The 21,078-nt window shown below is 52.3% G+C and carries 18 protein-coding genes; 2 read left to right on the top strand and 16 right to left on the bottom strand.

The window, feature by feature from the left end; all coding sequences use genetic code 11:
* Positions 1-26: 26 nt before the first annotated feature.
* The 12 genes from ymfI to dpsA all read right to left on the bottom strand — a co-directional run bounded on the left by ymfI (position 27) and on the right by dpsA (position 14,448).
* Positions 27-794 carry an elongation factor P 5-aminopentanone reductase gene (gene ymfI, locus M3G15_RS08080; RefSeq protein WP_009223074.1) on the bottom strand — a complete coding sequence of 256 codons (768 nt, stop codon included), beginning with the start codon at positions 792-794 and terminating at the stop codon, positions 27-29.
* Complete coding sequence (gene yfmH / locus M3G15_RS08075; protein WP_260070588.1) at positions 795-2,075, bottom strand: EF-P 5-aminopentanol modification-associated protein YfmH; 1,281 nt, start codon at positions 2,073-2,075, stop codon at positions 795-797.
* A gap of 4 nt (positions 2,076-2,079) precedes the next feature.
* Positions 2,080-3,360 carry an EF-P 5-aminopentanol modification-associated protein YfmF gene (gene yfmF / locus M3G15_RS08070; RefSeq protein WP_260070587.1) on the bottom strand — a complete coding sequence of 427 codons (1,281 nt, stop codon included), beginning with the start codon at positions 3,358-3,360 and terminating at the stop codon, positions 2,080-2,082.
* Between the two features lie 100 nt (positions 3,361-3,460).
* Positions 3,461-4,294 (bottom strand): spore cortex-lytic enzyme, encoded by an 834-nt coding sequence (sleB, locus tag M3G15_RS08065; RefSeq protein ID WP_260070586.1) that lies wholly within the window; start codon positions 4,292-4,294, stop codon positions 3,461-3,463.
* 145 nt (positions 4,295-4,439) lie between these two features.
* Positions 4,440-7,100: an FtsK/SpoIIIE family DNA translocase gene (locus M3G15_RS08060; RefSeq protein ID WP_260070585.1), complete on the bottom strand. Its 2,661-nt coding sequence runs from the start codon at positions 7,098-7,100 to the stop codon at positions 4,440-4,442.
* An 81-nt stretch (positions 7,101-7,181) separates the two neighbouring features.
* Positions 7,182-7,406, bottom strand: a complete 225-nt coding sequence (locus tag M3G15_RS08055) for a YlzJ-like family protein (RefSeq protein ID WP_009223069.1) — start codon at positions 7,404-7,406, stop codon at positions 7,182-7,184.
* The gene (locus M3G15_RS08050; protein ID WP_009223068.1) at positions 7,403-8,164 is read right to left on the bottom strand and encodes a ClpP family protease; all 762 of its coding nucleotides are present in this window, start codon (positions 8,162-8,164) and stop codon (positions 7,403-7,405) included. Before M3G15_RS08050 ends, M3G15_RS08055 begins: the two co-directional genes overlap by 4 nt.
* A gap of 219 nt (positions 8,165-8,383) precedes the next feature.
* A complete protein-coding gene (locus tag M3G15_RS08045; protein WP_009223067.1) occupies positions 8,384-10,063 on the bottom strand; it encodes a ribonuclease J in 1,680 nt (559 codons plus the stop codon).
* Positions 10,064-10,522: 459 nt separating this feature from the next.
* Entirely contained in the window at positions 10,523-11,389 is an 867-nt protein-coding gene (gene dapA / locus M3G15_RS08040; protein ID WP_009223066.1) for a 4-hydroxy-tetrahydrodipicolinate synthase, read from the bottom strand.
* A gap of 92 nt (positions 11,390-11,481) precedes the next feature.
* Positions 11,482-12,702 carry an aspartate kinase gene (gene dapG, locus M3G15_RS08035; protein ID WP_009223065.1) on the bottom strand — a complete coding sequence of 407 codons (1,221 nt, stop codon included), beginning with the start codon at positions 12,700-12,702 and terminating at the stop codon, positions 11,482-11,484.
* 256 nt (positions 12,703-12,958) lie between these two features.
* Positions 12,959-13,552: a dipicolinate synthase subunit B gene (locus tag M3G15_RS08030; protein WP_009223064.1), complete on the bottom strand. Its 594-nt coding sequence runs from the start codon at positions 13,550-13,552 to the stop codon at positions 12,959-12,961.
* Positions 13,549-14,448 (bottom strand): dipicolinate synthase subunit DpsA, encoded by a 900-nt coding sequence (gene dpsA / locus M3G15_RS08025; RefSeq protein WP_260070584.1) that lies wholly within the window; start codon positions 14,446-14,448, stop codon positions 13,549-13,551. Before dpsA ends, M3G15_RS08030 begins: the two co-directional genes overlap by 4 nt.
* Positions 14,449-14,621: 173 nt before the next feature.
* On the opposite strand from dpsA, the gene M3G15_RS08020 reads away from it, so the two are divergent.
* Positions 14,622-15,266 carry a hypothetical protein gene (locus tag M3G15_RS08020; RefSeq protein ID WP_260070583.1) on the top strand — a complete coding sequence of 215 codons (645 nt, stop codon included), beginning with the start codon at positions 14,622-14,624 and terminating at the stop codon, positions 15,264-15,266.
* Positions 15,194-15,577, top strand: a complete 384-nt coding sequence (locus tag M3G15_RS08015; protein ID WP_311202265.1) for a S41 family peptidase — start codon at positions 15,194-15,196, stop codon at positions 15,575-15,577. Before M3G15_RS08020 ends, M3G15_RS08015 begins: the two co-directional genes overlap by 73 nt.
* 247 nt (positions 15,578-15,824) lie before the next feature.
* On the opposite strand, the gene dut is transcribed toward M3G15_RS08015, so the two are convergent.
* From dut to pnp, 4 genes are all read right to left on the bottom strand, one after another.
* On the bottom strand, positions 15,825-16,280 hold the full coding sequence (gene dut, locus M3G15_RS08010) for a dUTP diphosphatase (protein WP_016312395.1): 456 nt from the start codon (positions 16,278-16,280) through the stop codon (positions 15,825-15,827).
* Complete coding sequence (locus M3G15_RS08005; protein ID WP_260070582.1) at positions 16,264-17,517, bottom strand: M16 family metallopeptidase; 1,254 nt, start codon at positions 17,515-17,517, stop codon at positions 16,264-16,266. The genes dut and M3G15_RS08005 overlap by 17 nt, the downstream gene beginning before the upstream one ends.
* 85 nt (positions 17,518-17,602) lie before the next feature.
* Entirely contained in the window at positions 17,603-18,649 is a 1,047-nt protein-coding gene (locus M3G15_RS08000; RefSeq protein ID WP_260070581.1) for a polysaccharide deacetylase family protein, read from the bottom strand.
* Positions 18,650-18,795: 146 nt separating this feature from the next.
* Positions 18,796-20,904, bottom strand: a complete 2,109-nt coding sequence (gene pnp, locus M3G15_RS07995; protein WP_260070580.1) for a polyribonucleotide nucleotidyltransferase — start codon at positions 20,902-20,904, stop codon at positions 18,796-18,798.
* Positions 20,905-21,078 lie beyond the last annotated feature (174 nt).

Here is a 21,078-nt window from a genome sequence, read left to right as displayed (position 1 = left end):
CTCCAAAACCTGTGAATGCAGGGGTCTCAAGTAATCCAGCCGCCGTTGGGGCTGATGATTTGCCCTGTGATGTAACCCGATTCCGGCAGCGCCAAAAAATAAACTAGCGAGGAGATCTCCTGCGGCGTACCCAACCGCCCTGCCGGAATATCCTCCTCCAGCTGACGAAGCTCCTCCGCATCAAACCGCTCCATCATATCCGTCTTCACCGCGCCTGGAGCCACCGCATTCACCGTAACGCCGGAGGGTGCCAGTTCCTTGGCCAGCGCTTTGGTAAACGCATTAACTCCGCCTTTGGCTGCCGAATAGGCCACCTCGCAAGAGCCGCCCGTGATTCCCCAAACGGAGGAAACGTTGATGATGCGCCCGAAGCGCTGGCTGATCATATGCGGCATAAACAGCTGGCTGCACAGAAACACGCTTTTTAAATTGACGTTCATGATGTCGTCCCATTCCGCTTCGGTCACATCGGACAAGAGCGCATAATGCGAGATGCCCGCGTTGTTGACCAAAATGTCGGGATACAGCCCATAGTTCTCAAGCCGTTCCTTCATCCGCAGGATTTGCTCCTTGCTGCGCAGATCCGCCGCAACTGTATAAGCCTTGGCTCCAAGCTCCAAGCATTTGCGGGCTACCTCATTCGCCGCTTCGTGAGAATTCATATAGTGAATCACCACGTTCATGCCCACCGAAGCGAACCGCAGCGCCACCTCGGCGCCGATCCCCCGGCTTGCTCCGGTGATGAGGACGGTCATGTCCGCGATATTTTTTCCTATCCCATGATTGGTCTGCATTTACGGGCTCACCACAATCGAGACGGCGAGCTGTTCCCAATCGATATGCTCGCGCAACCGCGCGTTGATCTCATCCAGCGTCAGCGATTCGTAAATCGGAAGTACAGCAAACAGGTCGCCGCCGCGGAATTTGTAACGGGTGAATTCATGGGCGATGTTCTCCGGCGAATTCAGCATGCGCAAGTACCCGCCGATCTTCTTCTTGCGCGCGCGTTCGAAATCCTCCTGACGGAATCCGGAAGCAAGTACCGCCTCGGTTTCTTCCTTAATCACAGCCAGCATCCGGTCTGGATCCTTCGTATCCCCGCCAATCGCGGAAAACGCATAATTCGGGTTGCTATTGTATTCGTGGCCAAAGCTGTCAGAGATGAGGTCCAGATCATAAAGCTTTTGGTACAGCTTCGTGCTGGCCCCAAACAGCAGGTCGAGCGCCAGCTTGGTGGCCAAATCGCGACGCAGCAACTCCTCGCCGGTAAAGCCGAGGCGCGTCTCCTTAAAGCCAAACAAGCATTTGGGCTGCGACACTGGCAGACGGGATTCCCGCCGTTTCTCCGACACCTCACGCGGCTCCGGATCAAACAACCGCTCGATGGATCCTTGCGGCTTGTATTCCTTCTTCGCTTGATTGTCCCGGACCAGCTTGAATACTTCCTCCGGATCCACGCCGCCAACGACGAACAACAGCATGTTGCTCGGATGATAAAACGCATTGTAGCATGTATATAACGTTTCCTTCGTAATGGTGCCAATGGATTCCACCGTGCCGGCGATATCGATGTGAACCGGATGCACCTTATACATCGCTTCGATCAGGCCAAAATAGACCCGCCAATCCGGGTTATCCCGGTACATGCTGATCTCTTGGCCGATAATGCCTTTTTCCTTCTCGACGTTCTGGTCGGTAAAGTAAGGATGCTGCACGAAATTAATCAGCGTCTCCAGGTTGGCCGCAATATTCTCCGTCGCAGAGAACAGATAGACCGTCTGGTCGAAGCTGGTAAACGCATTCGCGGAAGCGCCTTGGGAAGCAAAGGTGGCAAAAATATCACCTTCGGGCTCCTCAAACATTTTGTGCTCCAGAAAATGGGCAATGCCATCCGGAACCGAAATGTCGTCCTGGCCTTCTACCCGAAAATGGTTATCGATTGAGCCGTATTTGGTCGCGAACGTGGCGTACGTTTTCTGGAAGCCCGGTTTCGGAAGCACATACACCTGCAAACCGTTGTCCATCGTTTCGCGATACAGCGTTTCCTGCAAAGCGTCATAACGTATCGTTTCCATCCGCCTACCCCTCCTTCTGGCCTGTCAAAAAGTATATCGTATCAAGCTGGACGGTTTCCGCGGCCGCTACAACGTCCTGAGGCTGAACCTGCTCGACTTGTTGAAGCAGCTCCTCCGCCGGCCGGTCTTTTCCGGACAAGACGCGGTTGAAGTCATAGGCGATCATATCAAAAGCGGAATCCTGCATCTCCAGCAGACTGTTGCGGATCATCGCCTTCGTCTGACTCATCTCAAGCTCGCTGATTTCTCCGGCGCGCATGCTGGCCAGCTGAGCTTCGATAATGCGAAGAGCTTTCTCGTAATTGGCGATTTCGATGCCGGATTGAATGCTGACGATGCCTTTATGCCCGTCGTAACGGGAGGCGGCGTAGTACGCCAAGCTTTCTTTCTCCCGAACATTAAGGAACAACTTGGAGTGTGGATAGCTGCCCAGAATGCCGTTATAGAGCAGCAAGGAAGCGTAGCGATCGTCCCCGTAAGTGATCGGCGTGCGGAGGCCTAAATTCAACTTCCCCTGATTGACGTCGAGCACTTCCTTCACGGTCCGGACTTCTTTGCCGCGAAGATCCACCTGCTCCGGTTGATATTCTGGAGTGGTTGAGCGATTTAAGCTAAAATGCTTGGCAACCAGCTCCTCCACCTCGGCCAGCGTCGTGTCGCCAACCACATACAAATCGAGGTGTGCCTGCTGCAGCCAGCTTTGATAGGAGGCGTATAAGGATTCGGGCGTAATCCCGTCCAGTTCGCTTCGCTCACCCAGCGGATGGAGGCGATACGGATCGTCCTTAAACATCTCTTCCGTACAGCGTTCAGCCGCATAGCGGATTTTATCATTGATGATCCCTTCCAGCTTCTTGCGGACGGACTCCCGTTCGGAATTCACGTAGGCGGTGCGGAACCCCCCGTTTTCCTTAGCCGGTTTGGTGACGACTTCCCCGAGGAAAGCAAAGCTTTGACCCAGGAGTGAATCGTTGCTCTTGACAAAAGAATCATTAATCGTGTCCATACGGAACTGGACCATTTGGTAATTGCCGCGTTTATATACATCAAAGCCGAAGCCCGCTCCGTACATATGCTCGAGCTGCTCGCGGAACTGCGTGGTTTCCGGATACGATTCCGTACCCCGGCGCAGCACGAACGGAGTGAGGGCCGTTGCGGTGACCGTTTGCTCTTGCAACGGCAAGCCCGCATATAGGGAAATGGCAAAAGTTTTGAATCGGTTGGTCGGCAGGACATGCAGACGAATATGGCCTACGGTGCCGCGCTCAAATCGCGTTTTGTTCAAAACCAAAACTCCTTTACAAGAAAGTCAGTTCCATTCTATACCAATTCAAAGGAAAGAAGCAACCTGACGACAAGCGGTTGCTCCTTCGATACTCAGCTATTTACATGCAGAAAATATGCTCTCCGATCGTCTTCACCTGCGGACGTGACCAGATCCATTTCGATGTCGCCGTTTTCGGGTTAAAGTAATACAAGCAACCGCCGGTTGGATCCCAGCCGTTTAACGCCTGCTGCACGGCTTTACGCGCCTGTGCGTTTGGCTCCAGCCAGATTTGGCCGTCAGCAACGGCTGTAAATGCTCCGGGTTGAAAAATAACGCCGGATACGGTGTTAGGGAAGCTCGGCGACTTCACCCGGTTCAAAATAACCGCCGCTACCGCAACCTGGCCTTCAAAAGGTTCCCCTCGCGCTTCCCCATATACCGCGTTCGCCATAATTTTCAAATCGTTTTCCGACAGCCCCATGGTGTTGGAGGCGGACAGTTCATCGGATTCCGCTTTGACGCTGCCATTACCGGACTTATTAGCTGCACCGGCTTGCGATTTCTCGTTTCCGCCGGCATTAGCGTATTCCATGCCTGGCTTCCAGTTTTTTGTGGCATTGTACAGCTTCAGTTTCGTTTTTGGTCCAGCCAGTCCGTCAACCTTCATGCCAAATTCCGATTGGAACCATTTGAGGGCCCCGAGGGTTTTGGGCCCAAAATAACTGTCCAACTTCCCATGATAAAAACCAAGATAAGCGAGCCGTCCCTGCAGCTCATACACGTCCTTCCCGTAAGCTCCATAGTCGATAACCTGCTCACTGAACGCGGGCTGCGCTTTATAGGTATTGACTTTGCCCTCGGTAAGCGTATGCCGGAGCACATCGGCCCCGTATCCGATTCCGAACAAAAGCAGCACTAAACCGGAGGCAAACCAGATCTTTGCTTTCTTCATACGTTTAGCTCTACCTCTCTTCTTAGAAGTTGTTCAACAAGGATGGGTAACTTTAGTATGACAAGCGTTGTCCCTTCCTATGCACCCATAAGGTTCGAGCTATACGAAATAAAGAAAAGGGAAGGCTCCCTTCGATTCTACAGAATCAAGAAGAGATTCTTCCCATTTTATATTGATCTATGGACATTAACACTTCCCGCGGTTTGCTGCCTTCATACGGCCCAACGATTCCTCGCGCCTCCATGGAGTCGATCAGCCGAGCAGCGCGAGTATACCCAACCCGCATACGCCGTTGCAGCAAGGAGACGGAGGCCTGCTTGGCTTCCAGTACGATTTGGACGGCTTGATCAAAGAGCTCGTCCTGTACCTCTTCGGTCTCCTGTACTTCATCGCCCACTTCAGGAACTAGGCTTTCGTCGTATTCGGCTTGGCCTTGCCCGCGCACATAGTTTACGATCGCCTCGACCTCTTGGTCGCTCATAAACGCTCCCTGCACCCGGATCGGTTTGGACGCGCCCATCGGCATATAGAGCATGTCACCGCGGCCCAGAAGCTTCTCCGCACCGGCCATATCCAGAATCGTCCGGGAATCGACCTGGGACGATACGCCAAACGCGATCCGTGACGGGATGTTGGCCTTGATTACGCCGGTGATGACGTCAACGGACGGCCGCTGCGTAGCGATGATCAAATGGATCCCCGCCGCGCGGGCCATTTGCGCCAGTCGTGCAATCGCATCCTCGACGTCGCTGGCTGCAACCATCATGAGGTCAGCTAACTCGTCCACAATCACCACGATATACGGCAATACCGCCTCAGGTTGGTCCGCCATCATTTGGTTGTAGCCTTCAATATTCCGCGCTCCCGATTTGGAGAACAACTCATACCGTTTCTCCATCTCCACAACGATCTTCTTCAGCGCCAGTGAAGCTCGCCGTGGATCGGTCACAACCGGGGTCAACAGATGCGGGATGCCGTTATACACATTTAATTCGACCATTTTCGGGTCGACCATCATAAATTTCACTTCATCCGGCTTCGCTTTGAACAGAATGCTGGTGATAATGCCGTTAATGCACACCGACTTCCCGGAGCCTGTAGCCCCGGCCACCAGCAAGTGGGGCATCTTCGCCAGGTTGCCAACGATCGTCTGGCCGGAAATATCCCGCCCGAATGCGATACTCAGCTTGGACTCCGCCTCCATAAACGTTGGCGTCTCCATCACCTCGCGCATCGTCACCAGCGATACTTCGTTGTTCGGCACCTCGATACCAATCGCGGATTTCCCTGGAATCGGCGCTTCCATCCGAATATCCTTCGCCGCCAAAGCCAAGGCGATATCGTCCGTCAAGTTAACGATTCGGCTTACCTTCACGCCGATATCCGGCTGAATTTCATAGCGCGTCACCGCCGGTCCGCGTACTACCTCCAGCACCCGGGCCCGCACGCCAAAGCTTTCGAGCGTGGCTTCTAGCTTACGCGCAGTTTGCATATAGTCCGCTTGATCGCCGGACTTCCCTGCCCCGACCGGCTTCGATAAGAGCCGGAACGAAGGCAGCTTGTACGGCTTCGGAGCAGGCTTAGGCGCAGGCGGCGGCACCGTGGCTTGTCCGTCGCTGTCAGCCTCTTCGGCCGCAGGATTCCCGAGTCCAGATTCGTCACCGCCCCCGGAGAATTCCCCTCCTACGGGATCTAGTGCATCCTGTGCCGTCTCATCGAACGAGACGCCATGGGAGCTATGTAGCCCAGGCTCGTCCTCATCGTTGTCCTCATCTTGATGCAGGCTTTCCCGCTGAATATTGTCGAAGAAATCGCGGATAATCGGCCCGGTGTCACTGCCAGCGAATCCGTCCGACTTCCTAAGCTCCACGTCCTCATCCCTGCCGATGTAGTTCACCTCATTCCAGTTGATTCCTGTATCAGCAGCTTGCGTAGCAGGCTCCACGACCGCAGGTTCCTCTTCCTCGATGGACGCTGTCTCCACGGGTTCATCCGATCTTCCCTTGAAGTTCAGCAGCTGAAAAAACACCGGCTTCTTGCTCGTTGCCGCAGGCACCGTTTCTTCGTCGAGAGGGGATTCTTCATCCTCTGGATCATCATATGAGGTGACCGCAGGCTCCGCCTTCTTCACCGCCCGTTTGGCTTTGTTCCGCACTGGGATCGGACGCAGCATGCGCATTTTATTCCCGAAGCTTTCGGCCAGCACGGCCAATCGGGAATGCAGCATCCGGAATAAATCCACATACGATAGTCCAGTCACCAGCATAAAGCTGATGGCTAATAGCACGATCATAATCAGCTTCGCACCGGCCATGCCAAACAAAGAGTACAACAAGGCAAATTCTAGTGCGCCGACATACCCTCCGCTAATATCCAGCCCCAGCAGGCTCATGCCGGCATCGCTCACCGCAGGCTGGAACAGCGCTCCTTGCAGATCGCGATGAATCTGGCCCAGCACGTTGCCTGCGGACAAAGGCACCGCCGGCGCCAGCTTATGCTGCATGGCCGAAATGGTGCTCATCAGCGTCAGCGCCAACACCGCCAGCAGCACACCGCTGCGGCGGGCATTCCAGCGATTCGGCCATTTCCGGTTGATCATGACAGCTAGTCCTATGTAAATGCCAATTAAGGGGATCACAAAATAAAATTTGCCGAGGATTAACGCAGCCATTTTCGATAGCGTCCTTCCTACGGCAGCCTCCCCGCTCAAGGCGATAATGGATAAGGTGATCAGGATGATTCCGTATATTTCGTATTTCAGCATGCTGCCGATGGCAGCTTTCCTCTTCTTCCGTTTCCGTGGCAAGACGAAAACACCCCCTAGATGAATATTATACCATATTCACCGAGGGGGGCCTAGAAAAGATGCCGTCACCGGCATAGATTCTCAATTTAATAAGGTTGGATAGAAGGTGATTTGCCGCCCGGGCGCCAGATCGGGATTCAAATAATCCTCCAGCCGGCAACGCAACAGCCGTACGATGGTCGCCCGATTGCCTTCCTCCATCCGTATTTGCATCAGCACGCCGTTTAGTTCGATTTCACCGTACGCCGCCTGGTTTTCGGCATTCTCCCAATAAGCCTCTTCCGGTAAGATCGTATAATGCGTCATTGGGTAATCCCTCCTGCTTGCTTCGCTTGTCGCTTCGATTCAATCATCGAATTCAGCTTGGCCAATCCATCGCCAATCCCGCCGATGGCATCGATCAGCCCGTACTTCACCGCATCGCTGCCGCCAACTGCTGTACCGATGTCCCGGTTTAACTCACCCGTCTTAAACATGAGCTCCTTGAATTTCTCCTCGGAAATTTTCGAATGTGTCGTTACAAAACGCACGACCCTTTCTTGCATCTTCTCAATATACTCAAAAGTCTGAGGAACTCCGATCACCAGCCCGGTCATACGAATCGGATGGATGGTCATCGTGGCGCTTTCGGCAATCAACGAATAATCGGAGGCTACGGCGATCGGAACGCCGATGCTATGTCCGCCGCCGATGACAACCGTGACGGTAGGCTTGGACAAGGAAGCAATCATCTCCGCAATGGCAAGTCCGGCCTCCACATCGCCGCCTACGGTATTTAATATAATTAACAGTCCTTCAATCCGCGGGTTCTGTTCCGCTGCCACTAATTGGGGGATGACGTGCTCGTATTTCGTTGTTTTATTTTGCGGCGGAAGCACTAAATGTCCTTCGATCTGACCGATAATCGTTAAGCAATACACATTTGATTCACCGGGAGTCGGCACCGCCGTTTGCCCGAGCTGCTGGATCATTTCCGGTACCGTGGCTTCTTTTTTCTCCGGTTCGGTTGTTGGCGGAAGTTCAGATTCACTTCGAACGCTTGATTTGCTTAGGTCCTTATTCATGATTAAGCCTTCCTTTCGGTGTCGGCAATCGACAAAGTCTCGTTACTCTATGCAGCCCTTAGTATGCCGACAACCTTCTTCAATCTATACAACGATACCTCAAGTCAGGAACCTTCCGCCATTTCGCGCTAAACGACGAAAAGCCCCTTTCCTGCGGAAACCGTCCAAATAACCGGCAGGAAAGGGGCGACTGTGTGCTTAAAGTTATTGATTTCTTCTTTATACTTCCATGATGATCGGCAAGATCATCGGTCTGCGGCGCGTTTGCTCATACAAGAAACGGCCGAGAGCATCCTTAACGTTGGTTTTCAACGAAGCCCATTCGTTTACGTTCTCGCTCATCAGCTTCTCCAGCGTGCTGGAGACAATGCGGTTTGCTTCTTCCAGCAAACCTTCCGATTCACGCACATAAACGAAGCCGCGGGAGATAATATCCGGTCCGGATACGATCGTTCCGTCTTGCTTGCTCAGCGTTACAACAACAACCAAGATCCCGTCTTGGGATAACAGCTTACGGTCGCGCAATACGATATTGCCGACGTCGCCTACGCCAAGACCGTCGATGAGCACGTTGCCGGCAGGAACTTTCCCGGCTTTGCGGGCTACACCGTTCTGGATCTCAATCGTATCCCCGATATCAATCAGGAAAATATTGTCCGGATCAATACCAACCGACTCACCAAGCAAAGCATGCTTCCGCAGCATACGGTATTCCCCGTGGATCGGAATGAAGTATTTCGGCCGCATCAGGTTCAGCATGAGCTTCAGCTCTTCCTGGCTGCCATGACCCGAAACGTGCACGCCGGAATTTGATCCGCTATAAATGACTTCCGCACCGAGACGGAACAATTCATCAATCGTCCGGCCAACGTATTTCTCATTGCCCGGTACCGGTGTTGCCGCGATGATGACCGTGTCGCCTGGAAGAATATCAACCTTGCGATGCGTCGAGCGAGCCATCCGCGTTAAGGCAGACATCGGTTCACCTTGGCTGCCTGTGCACAAAATGACAACGCGATCTGCAGCCATCTTGTTGACTTCTTCCGGCTCAATGATAATTCCGTCCGGTACGTTCAGATAACCCAACTCTTCTGCGATCGTCACAACGTTCACCATGCTACGTCCAATGATGGTCAGCTTCCGGTTCGTTGCGTGTGCCGCATCGATGACTTGCTGAATCCGATGCACGTTGGAGGCGAAGGTCGCCACAACAACGCGCTGCTTCGCTTTGTGGAAAATATCGCTAAGTACAATGCCTACATTCTTCTCCGATGGCGTAAAGCCCGGTCTCTCCGCATTGGTACTGTCGGATAACAGCGCAAGCACGCCGTTCTTCCCGATTTCGCCCATCCGGTGCAAATCCGCATATTGATCATTGACTGGGGTATGATCAAATTTGAAGTCACCGGTATGAACGACATTCCCTTCCGGAGTTTCGATGCATACACCCACCGAATCCGGAATACTATGATTCGTCCGGAAGAACGAAGCTTTCATCGTTGTTCCAAGCTCGATTACGGAATCGGCATTGATCAGCACGCGTTTCGTTTCGCCGAGCAGTCCCGCTTCCTTCAGCTTGTTCTCAACCAGACCTAAAGTTAATTTGGTCCCGTAGACCGGAACGTTTAAGTTCTTCAGCACGTAAGGCAAACCGCCGATATGGTCCTCATGCCCGTGCGTCAATACGATGCCTCTTACTTTATCGCGGTTCTCCGTCAAGTAAGTGATATCGGGAATGACGATGTCGATGCCAAGCATGTCCTCTTCCGGAAACTTAAGTCCGGAGTCGATGACTACAATGTCATTGGCATATTGAACGACATACATGTTCTTCCCAATCTCTGCGACGCCGCCCAATGCGAAAATCGTCAATTTCTCATTATTTATTTTTTTAGACAAGTGAATCTAACCCTCCTAATTATTATGGACGTCGTATCGAAAACTCCTATGGAAATGGCTCCGACCGCTGCATATAAATTCCAAAGCCTATAAATTGCAGGAATAAACAATCGCCTTGATTAAGACGATCTCGCCGTTTCTCAAAGTCATTATCAAATGGTTGCTCAATCAAGTTCTGGTAAACTCCACAGCTTCATCCATTCCAAGCGGTCTGGTAAAACGTTCTCCGTACTCGCTTACACTGGCAGAAGCCAACTTCTTGAACAAGCCATTTAATTCAAAATTCACCGCACCCAGTCACTTGAACTCATTATACATGATTAAATTGGCAAAAAACAAGTCAGCGCTTTTCCCTACGTCTAACCTTACCTTGTGCCATGACAAAAAAACCGATGCCTGCGGATCAGGCATCGGTTTCTGGGAATACGCACATATCTGGTTATAGAAGTAGGCCAGCAGCTATTTGAGGAAGCTGCGAATCCGCTGCGCTTCCTGTTCATTTGGCGGCACCAGCGGTAACCGAACCGTTCCTACAGGATGGCCGGTTTCATTTAAGGCATACTTCACGGCTACCGGATTCGGACATTCAAACAACACCTTAAATAACGGCAGAAGCTCGCGATGCAACTGGCTTGCCCGCTCTACGTTCCCGCTAAAGAATTGTGCGACCATCTCTTTGATGGAGCGGCCTGCGACATGACTGGCCACGCTAATGACACCGTAAGCTCCGACCGCCATCGCCGGCAGTGCCGAGGCGTCATCGCCCGAATAAACCTTGAAATGCTCCGGCGCTTGGGCGACGATCATAGCGATCTGATCCAGAGGCGCGCATTCCTTGGTCCCCACGATATTCGGGATTTGCGCCAGCCGCAGCGTCGTTTCCACGCTCAAGCTGACAACTGTACGGCTTGGCACATTGTACACAATAACCGGCAGACTGGTTACGGCCGCAATCGCTTCAAAATGGCGGAAAAGGCCTTCCTGATTCGGCTTGTTATAATACGGAGCGACCAGCAAAATTCCGTCTACTCCGCATTTTTCAGCTTCGCGCGTCAAATGAACGGAATGAGCGGTATCATTGCTGCCCGTGCCGGCGATAATTTTGCAGCGTCCGGCTGCATGTTTCACCGCGAAGGCAAACAGCTCAAGTTTTTCTTCATCCGTTAGTGTAGGGGACTCCCCCGTCGTTCCGCTCACGACCAAACTGTCAGATTGCTGCTCCTCCACCAAATAGTCGATCAGGCTTGCGGTTTGGTCCCAGTCGATTTTTCCTTGATCATTAAAAGGCGTTACCATGGCTGTAATCATTCTTCCGAAATCAATCACGCCATATCCTCCTCCCGTCTCCCGCTTCGCTTATTTATTGCCGTCTTCTCAGTATGCCTTCCATTTCTTAAGCGATGAACTCACATGCCTCGTTAGCGGCCCAGTTCGAACTTCGCATGCAACGCCCGCAACGCTTGCACCATATCGTCCTTCCGCACCAGCACCCAAATCGTAGTATTCGAATCAGCCGATTGCAGAATCTGAATGCCTTGCTCGGTCAAAGCCTCAACGATCTTGGCCATAATTCCGGGAACGCCGTTAATGCCTCCGCCGATGACGGACACCTTGGCGCATCCGGTGCATATTTGCGGTGAGAGGTCCAGCGATCTCAACACCGCTTCTGCCTTCGCCGAATCTTTATCAAAGACCGTATAAACGACACCGGTTGGGGTCACATTAATAAAATCAACACTAATGTCGTTCTCTGCCATGGATTTAAAAACTTGCAGCTGCAAATGATCCGGGCCGTTGCCAGCGGATTCCACCCGGATTTGAGTCACATTCGCCACATATGCAATCCCAGTCACGTAACGGTCCACAATCCCCAGCTGTACGTCCTTAAATCCTTCGGGGTTGGCAACCAATGTTCCTTCCCCTTGCGAAAAAGTCGAGCGAACGCGTACCGGAATCCCCGCTTGCATCGCAATTTCTACGGCGCGGGGATGGATCACCTTAGCCCCTTGATGCGCCATATTGCAGATTTCTGCGTAGCTGACGTATTCCAGCGGCTTCGCATCCTCGACGATCCGGGGATCCGCAGTTAAGATCCCATTCACATCGGTATAAATATCAACCATTTCGGCGTGCAGCGCGGCGCCCAAGGCTGTAGCCGACGTATCGCTGCCTCCGCGGCCCAACGTCGTGAAGTCGCCGTCTTGATTTTGACCTTGAAATCCTGTCACGATCACGACATCCTTCTGCTGCAGTTCTTCCAGCACCCGAGTCGGAACGATATCCAGAATTCTCGCGTTGCCAAACTGGCTGTCCGTTCGGAATCCAGCTTGAGCTCCAGTCAATACGACCGAAGAGATGTGCTGTTCAGCCAGCAGGCTGCACAGCTTGGCTGCGGAAATAATTTCGCCGCAAGCCATCAGTAAATCTTGTTCGCGGGGCGGTAAATAGCAATCCCCTTCAGAGACCAAATCAAGCAAGGTATCCGTCGCGTAAGGATCCCCTTTTCGGCCCATAGCCGAAACCACCACGACGAGCCGGAAACCGTTATCCAGTTCCCGGCGTACGTGTGAGATGACATGCTCTCTCGCTTCTTTCGTCGAAAGAGACGTGCCACCGAATTTTTGCACCAAAATGCGCATGGATATTCCTCCAGTTAATAAGTGCGGAGTAAAGCGATGACTTCATTCCGTTAGTAATAGCAAGATTAACGAACCCAGAGCTTCGAAAACATACCCCTTCGCCGCAATGATCTCCGCGATTGTATACGGCATTCCATGCTGCGCCTTTGAGCAATTTGTTCCGATACTTCCCACCTATATTGAGTCCGTCCTGTAAAGATCACGGCGTGAAACAACCCGAACGGTGCTCCGTACATGGTATGCCGGCTGCGCTGCATTATCCATGAAAACGTTCGATGATTAACGGTTGCAGCTGTTTTCCTTCAAGCGCGGCATAGCAAGTTTCAGGGATCAGTTCCATGTTTGCTACGAGCGAATTCGGTTTGCCGGTCGGATTGTCTTGACCAAACGGAACGAAATACACGTTCTTGGCCACAATTAATTTCGCGATATTTGCCAAATTAAAACCTAAACCGTCATTCGTCGACACCGCGATGACAAGCGGTCGCCCGTTTCTCAGCTGGGCTTTTGCGGCCATCAGAACAGGACTGTCCGTTATCGCATTTGCCAGTTTGCTCGTCGTCGTTCCCGTGCAGGGAGCGATCACCAAGACGTCCAGCAGCTTGCTTGGACCCAGAGGTTCGGCTTCGACAATTGAAGAAATAATATCATTCCCTGTAATATCTTTCAACTGTTCGCGCCAATCCTCCGATTTACCGAAACGGGTGTCGGTCGTCAGTACCGACTGGGATATGATCGGCACAACCTTCGCCCCTCCGTCGACAAATCGTTGGATCTGGGGCATTACCTCAGCAAACGTACAATGCGAGCCCGTAATGGCGTAACCTACCGTTTTACCCTGCCAATTCACTGTTCATCCCCCCGTAATTGATACTCATCCATAATCGACTGACAAATCGTGTTTGCCATAATAATTCCAGCCGATTTGGGAGCGACGATTCCGGGGAGGCCAGGGGATAAAATCGCCTTCACTCCGCGCTTCTCGGCGAAACGGAAATCCGTTCCTCCAGGCGCCGAAGCAAGGTCGATAATCACTGCCGTACGGGGCAGTTTCGAGATGATTTGCGCTGTGACTATCATAGTCGGAATTGTGTTAAAAATCAAGTCAACATCCCCTACGTTGGCGGCCAAATCCCTTGTCACAAAAGGCTTCCAGCCCATTTGTATCGCCCTAGCCACATCATCTTCCCGACGTACCCCTACCCTTACATTCGCTCCCAAACCTTGCAGCGTTCCTGCCAGCGTAAACCCTGTCCTCCCGATCCCAAGCACAATACAGTTCGAACCGTGAATCGTGATGTCCGTGTTCTGGATCGCCATCATCACTGCGCCTTCCGCCGTTGGAATCGAGTTGTAAATAGCGACGTCGTCACGTTCGAGCACCTCAATGATCCGGAAGCCGTGCTCCTCGCCCATTTGCTTTAAGAAGCTCTTGGCAATTCCGGTATAGACCAGCGTGCTTTTTCGGACGGATGCAAACCATTCCCGTTTGATGACCAGTTGTTCTGCAGAGAACGGCGCCGGGACGACACCGTGATCATCGCAACCGATTACCGGAAGGATAATTACGTCCGCGCCGGCCAGCAAGCCGGGGCTTAACGTCTCCTGCGAGACTCCTTTAAGGGGTGTCTCCAATCGGTCGAAGCCAACAACCCGTACCGTAGCATCCAGTTCGACACATTTGTTGATGACCTCCACCTGCCGGGCATCCCCACCGAGGAATACAATTGTGATTCCGGTCAGCATTCTTAGACGGCACTCCTTCCAAGCAACACAGTATAGACCATCTTATGCCGTGGCCTACGAAGTGGTGAAAGGCTAGAATGCCTCGCGAAGCTGAGGATATGAATATCGTCATAGCAAACCTTCACAGCAATTTTGTAGGATGTATTCCATATTATTACAGGTGGTGGAGTGAGTTGAGAAAGCCAGGAAAACGGGCTGTGATTTATGCAATTTTTTTGATGATTCTTTTGATATTGGCGTTTGCAGGATCTGTTGTTATTTCCTCACCGGAGCGGCAAGCGTCAGAGGTCGAACCATTCACCTCGCCTATACAAAGGCTGGGCGAAGCGGATCCCGCAGAAAGTGCTCTCTTGACGCCCGATACGATGAAAGCGGATTTCGATTACCTTATAAGCACGCTGGAACAGGTTCACCCGTCACTGATCGACGGATGGCAGAGAGAGCAACGAAAAAAAATACGGGATACTTACCGGATGATTCAAGCAGGTCCGCTGCCCATAAGCCGTTTTTATATCTCCGCTGTAGAAATGATCGGGCAACTGCATGACGCCCACACGAGCATCAACCCTTATTCCCCTTCCCTTTCCTATTTGGAGCTGCCGTTATACTGGACTGCGGAAGGCCCGGTGGTGATTCGATCAACGCCGTTGTTACAACGGGGCGACCTTTTACTTGAGTTAGGCGGGCTAACCCCTCCACAGTTATTAGACGAGCTGTCCAAGGTAGTGCCAACTGAAAATGAACATTGGTTAAAAATCATGGGAAGGCCCATGCTAGCTCATCCGTTAACCCGTTTAACGGTCACTTGTATCTATTGATCTCCCCCAAAACGTTCAGCGCCGCAAATGTCTTTGCCGTCACCTTCAAAGATAATGGGCTGGCCACTTTGATCGGAGAACCAACGGGCAATCAGCCATCTTGTTATGGAGATATATTCGTGTTTAAGATGCCTCACTCCGGATTTCAATTTACCGTATCTTATAAACATTTTTCTCGGCCGGATCAACGCTTGACCCACGAAACCTCCTTAGAACCGGATATCTATGTTCCAACAACACGCCAAGACATTATCGGCGGAAGAGATGCCCAAATGGAAAAGTTAATGGAGATCATTACTGCAGCAAAATAAGGGACTTTTCGGGCCTTATTTCAGCGAAATTCTTTTAAGCGCAAAAAATAGAGGATATTTTAGGCCTTATTTGGAGCGGAACCCACCATAACCGCCACTTTTGAATGCGATAAATGAAAATAAGGGTAAAAAAGTCCGCTATTCCCGGCCATATCCCTCTCCTAACCGAAAATAAGAACCTTTTTTACCCTTATTCTTCAACACCTGAACATAAACATGCTACTCAGGTTAAACGTGCCTCAGTCCCTTACTTCGTGCCCGTATGACCAAACCCGCCGGCGCCGCGAACCGTCTCCGACAGCTTGTCTACCTGCACGAGATTCACCTCAGGAACGATCTGGAACACCATCTGCGCAATCCGCTCATTCCGACGGATCACAAACGGTTCCTGCCCGAGGTTAATCAGCAGCACCTTGATTTCCCCGCGGTAATCCGCGTCGATCGTCCCCGGCGTATTCAGGCACGTAATGCCGTGCTTCAACGCCAACCCGCTGCGCGGGCGAATTTGCGCCTCTAGGCCGCCGGGCATCGCGATAGCGATCCCGGTCGGTACGAGGGCGCGTTGCCCCGGCTGGAGCGTCAGCTCCTCTGTAACGGCGGCGTAGAGGTCAAAGCCGGAAGCCAGCTCCGACATTTTACGCGGCAGCTCAATATCTTCATTTCCTGCCAAACGATTAATTTGCACTTCAAACGACAAGCTCATCTCTCCTAACTCCCGATATCACGCGATCAGACGACCCCACCATGGCGAGCGAGAATGGATGACTAAACATGCACTTCAACACCTGATTGACATCGTCCATCGTCACCGCCTCGATACGGGCGATCATCTCATCTAAAGAATAATGTTTGCCGATCATCAGCTCATTTTTGCCAAGTCGGTTCATGCGGCTTCCGGTGCTTTCCAAGCTCAAAATCAAGCTGCCCTTCAGCTGTTCCTTCCCCTTGCTTAGCTCGTTTGGAGTAATCCCGTTCACCGACACATCGTGCAGGATCTCCTTGGTCAAATCCAGCACTTCCTTCGTTTGACGCGGCGCGGTTCCCGCGTACACCGTAAACAGTCCGCTGTCCGCGTGCGAGCTGTGATACGAGTACACCGAGTAGGCTAACCCGCGTTTCTCACGGATTTCCTGAAAGAGTCGTGAGCTCATGCCGCCGCCAAGCGCATTGTTCAGCAGCACCATCGCATACTGCTTCTCATCCCCGATCGGCAATCCGGGGAATGACAAGCAAATATGGTTCTGCTCGGTCTTCTTGCGGTGGAACTTCAATCCGCCCAAAAACTCAGGCGCAGCCAATGGACTGGAGCTTCCCCGATTCGAAAAATCACCGAAATATTGCTCCAGCAGGTCAATCACCTGTTCATCGATATTCCCTGCCACGCTAATGACCGTATTCTCGATCGTATAGTGCTCACGCATGTATTCTCGCAGGTGCTCAGATTCCATAGCGCGCAGCTTCTCCTCCGTCCCTAGGATCGGAAGAGCCAGCGGATGGTCCCCGTAGGCTGCCTGCGTTACAAGATCGTGGACCATATCATCCGGCGTATCTTCGTACATGGAGATTTCCTCGACGATGACGTTTTTCTCTTTCCGCAGCTCCTCCGCATCGAACAAAGAACGGAAAAACATGTCGGACAACACGTCAACCGCAATCGGTAAATGCTCATCCAGCACTTTCGCGTAATAACAGGTATATTCCTTGGACGTAAACGCGTTAACGTTGCCGCCAATCGCATCAAACTGTTCTGCGATGTCCTTGGCGCTGTAGCGTTCCGTCCCTTTAAACAGCATGTGTTCGATAAAATGCGAAATTCCGCCCCGCTCAGGGCGTTCATTGCGGGAGCCAGTTTTGACCCAAATCCCGAACGAGACCGAACGGCACGTTGGGATCTTCTCCATGACTACCCGAAGGCCGTTTTTCAATTGCGTTTTCTTCACGAAAGGCCCTCCTAAATGTTATGCGATGCGTTGGTTAGCGTCGTTAATAAATGCATCCCTATCCTACCAAAAAAAGGCGGAAAGCTCAACTCTGCGGAGCAGGGACTTCGACGCGGTCCGGCGACAGCGTTTGTTCCACGGTTCCGAGCACCAACCCTTTGCTGCGAATGGCCTGAATCATCCCTTCCAGGGCATCGCGGCTGGACGCCGTCGGATGCATCAAGATCAGCGATCCTGGCCCCACTTTGCTGCTGATCTTACTAACGATGCTGGCTGCGGGCGGATTTTTCCAATCTACTGTATCCACGGTCCACAATACCGTCTTCAGCCCCTGCTCCGCCGCCAGCTTGACGGTTTGCATATTATAATCACCCGAAGGCGGCGCAAACCAGCGATTTTCCACGCCCAGCTTCTCCTTCAGCAGCTCCTTCGTTTTGGAGATCTCCAGCCGTGCCCGGGTTTGCTCCAGTTGGCTCATATTCGGATGCGAGTAGGCGTGGTTTTCGATTTGATGCCCGCGCCGCTTGATTTCGGCGGCAAGGTCCCCGTTCTTCTTGAGCCAGCTGCCATCGAGGAAAAAGGTCGCCTTGACCTTCTGCTGATCCAACGTATCCAGCATAGGCACCAGATATTCATTGCCCCAGGCGACATTGATCATGAGCGCTGCCATCGGCTTGTTTGGGTTCCCCCGGTAAATCGGCTGCGGCCCTAAATCCTCGAGATTTACTTTCGGCCGAAGCTCCCGATAGACATATTCGATGTTCGCGCCCTCCGGCAGCTGTTTGGCCTTCTTGTAAGTGCGTTCGATATCCACCTCACGACCGTTATAGCCGGGAATGGCTTTCCAGACCCGGTCGACCACCGCATCGATCGGCTCGATCCGCTGCTTCTCCGCCTCTTCGCGGATCTTGGCCAGCAACGGATCCGTATCCTTCGCTGTCCCGCCGCTAGCCGGGTGAGGCTGGTTCTGGGCCCCCAGGTCACCGGTCAGGTCATGAATCAGGCGGAAAGCGTAGCTGCCGCCATTTTCCCCCGAGCTTTTGGCAACGAAGGCCCGAATGCCGACAAACTGCCCCAATATCATCATAAACGCAATGCATATCGCGATGACCGCAAACTTGTTCCGCCCCATGCTAACAGCTCATCCCCTTAAACGGTTTTTGTCCCCATCATATGTTGACAAGCCCAGGGATATGCGAACGCAATAAAAAAGAGCCAGAATTTAATTATTCTGTCTCTTTTCCCGCAAGGGTTGCCTGCGTCGATATGTTATCTCATTTATTTGGATGGAGTTTTGTCCGTTTCGGCGGTTAATACCGCTTTGCGGGAAAGATTGATCCGTCCTTGGTTGTCGATCTCGGTCACTTTCACCGTTACCGTATCGCCGATCGCCACAACGTCTTCGACCTTGGCAACGCGTTCCGTCGAGAGCTGCGAAATATGCACTAAGCCGTCTTTACCCGGCAGAATCTCAACGAATGCACCAAATTTCTCGATCCGTTTGACGGTCCCGACGTAAATCTCACCGACCACCACTTCTTTGACGATCCCTTCAATGATCGAACGCGCTTTGTTGTTCATCTCTTCATTGGTAGAAGCGATGTACACGCGGCCATCTTGCTCGATATCGATCTTCACGCCGGTTTCCTCGATAATCTTGTTGATGATCTTGCCGCCGGCCCCGATGACATCGCGGATTTTGTCCGGATTGATTTGCATGATGGTGATCTTCGGCGCGTAAGGGGACAGATGCTCCTTCGGCTTCTGGATCCGTTCCATCATTTTGGACAAGATAAACAATCGACCTTCTCTTGCTTGCTTCAAAGCGTCGGACAAAATTTGCCGGTCAATGCCGTCAATTTTGATATCCATTTGGATGGCCGTAACGCCTTCCGCGGTACCGGCTACTTTAAAGTCCATATCGCCGAGATGGTCTTCCATCCCTTGGATGTCGGTCAAGATCGACACATGCTCGCCGTCTTTGATCAGCCCCATGGCAACCCCGGCAACCGGAGCTTTGATCGGTACGCCTGCATCCATCATCGCCAGCGTGCTAGCGCAAATGCTCGCCTGCGAGGTCGAACCGTTGGATTCCAAAACTTCCGATACGAGACGAATCGTATAAGGGAATTCGGATTCCGGCGGAATGACCTTCGACAACGCGCGTTCGCCCAATGCGCCGTGACCGATTTCGCGGCGGCCTGGAGCCCGCAATGGACGAGCTTCACCAACGCTGAACGGCGGGAAGTTGTAGTGGTGCATGAAGCGTTTCGACTCTTCGAGGTCGATCCCGTCGAGAATTTGAACATCGCCCAATGCCCCAAGTGTACAGATGCTCAGCGCTTGCGTTTGTCCGCGCGTGAACAGACCGGAGCCATGCGTACGCGGCAGCAAGCTGATATCGCATTCAATTGGACGAATCTCGTCCAGTTTACGACCGTCAGGGCGTACTTTTTCATGGGTGATCAACCGGCGCACTTCTTCCTTAACGATGTCGTGAAGCACTTCCTTCACATCGGCGAGCAGCTCCGGCGTTTCTATGTATTTCTCTTCGAAATGAGCCACCGTTTCGTCGTTAATGGCGTCAATCGCATCCTGACGTGCATGCTTCTCTGCGATCTTCACGGCTTCAATCAAGCGATCCTGGGCATAAGCGCGAACCTCACGGTTCACTTCTTCATTCACCGTATGCAGCTGCACCTGCATCTTCTCTTTGCCGGCCACTTTTACGAGATCTTCAATGACGGCAACGATCTTTTTGATCTCTTCATGGCCAAACATAATGGCCTCAAGCATAACCTCTTCTGGAACTTCATTCGCTTCCGCTTCCACCATCATGATGGCGTCCTTCGTTCCGGCAACCACGACGTAAATGTCGCTGGCTTCCTGCTGTGCCACGTCCGGATTAATGACGAATTCCCCGTTCACCCGGCCTACAGCTACGCCGCCGATCGGCCCGTTAAACGGAACATCGGAAATGCTCAGCGCTGCAGAAGTCCCAATCATTGCGGCAATTTCCGGTTCGCAATCCTGATCCACACTCATGACTAAGTTTACGATTTGCACATCGTTACGGAAGCCTTCCGGAAAGAGCGGGCGAATTGGACGGTCGGTCAAACGGCTGGCCAGAATCGCTTTTTCACTCGGACGTCCTTCCCGTTTAATAAAGCCGCCGGGAATTTTACCGACTGCATACAGTTTCTCTTCATAATTGACGGTTAACGGAAAAAAGTCCAAATCCTTAGGTTCCGAAGAAGCCGTAACCGTACAAAGCACCGCCGTATCGCCGTAGCGAACCATGACAGCCGCATTGGCTTGCTTTGCCAATCGGCCGGTTTCCAGAATGAGAGGTCTTCCTCCCAAATCCATTCTCACTTCAGTCTGCATGAAATCCCTCCTTATCACCAATACAAGTTCGGTACTGAGTTCATTATTTCCTGCTTTTCACCAATTCATAATGAGAAGCGGCGCTGGCGCAGAAGAATGTCCTCATAACAAAAGCTCCTGACGGAGCTCTTCATGAAAGCTTATCGCAACAAAGCCTAATTTGTAAAAAGCAAC

The organism is Paenibacillus sp. p3-SID1389, assembly GCF_025151705.1.
Classification (GTDB): Bacteria; Bacillota; Bacilli; order Paenibacillales; family Paenibacillaceae; genus Fontibacillus; species Fontibacillus phoenicis.
The sequence above is the reverse complement of the archived record's forward strand: the minus strand, read 5'-3'. Positions and strand labels throughout refer to the sequence as shown.

Bases quoted from the DNA above. Each gene is read 5' to 3' on its own strand.
- M3G15_RS08050 (WP_009223068.1), bottom strand. From the start codon at position 8,164: ATGAATAAGGACCTAAGCAAATCAAGCGTTCGAAGTGAATCTGAACTT.
- dpsA (WP_260070584.1), bottom strand. From the start codon at position 14,448: ATGCTGACCGGAATCACAATTGTATTCCTCGGTGGGGATGCCCGGCAG.
- ymfI (WP_009223074.1), bottom strand. From the start codon at position 794: ATGCAGACCAATCATGGGATAGGAAAAAATATCGCGGACATGACCGTC.
- dut (WP_016312395.1), bottom strand. From the start codon at position 16,280: ATGAGCTTGTCGTTTGAAGTGCAAATTAATCGTTTGGCAGGAAATGAA.
- M3G15_RS08055 (WP_009223069.1), bottom strand. From the start codon at position 7,406: ATGACGCATTATACGATCTTACCGGAAGAGGCTTATTGGGAGAATGCC.
- pnp (WP_260070580.1), bottom strand. From the start codon at position 20,904: ATGCAGACTGAAGTGAGAATGGATTTGGGAGGAAGACCTCTCATTCTG.
- yfmH (WP_260070588.1), bottom strand. From the start codon at position 2,075: ATGGAAACGATACGTTATGACGCTTTGCAGGAAACGCTGTATCGCGAA.
- sleB (WP_260070586.1), bottom strand. From the start codon at position 4,294: ATGAAGAAAGCAAAGATCTGGTTTGCCTCCGGTTTAGTGCTGCTTTTG.
- M3G15_RS08000 (WP_260070581.1), bottom strand. From the start codon at position 18,649: ATGGGGCGGAACAAGTTTGCGGTCATCGCGATATGCATTGCGTTTATG.
- dapG (WP_009223065.1), bottom strand. From the start codon at position 12,702: ATGCGCATTTTGGTGCAAAAATTCGGTGGCACGTCTCTTTCGACGAAA.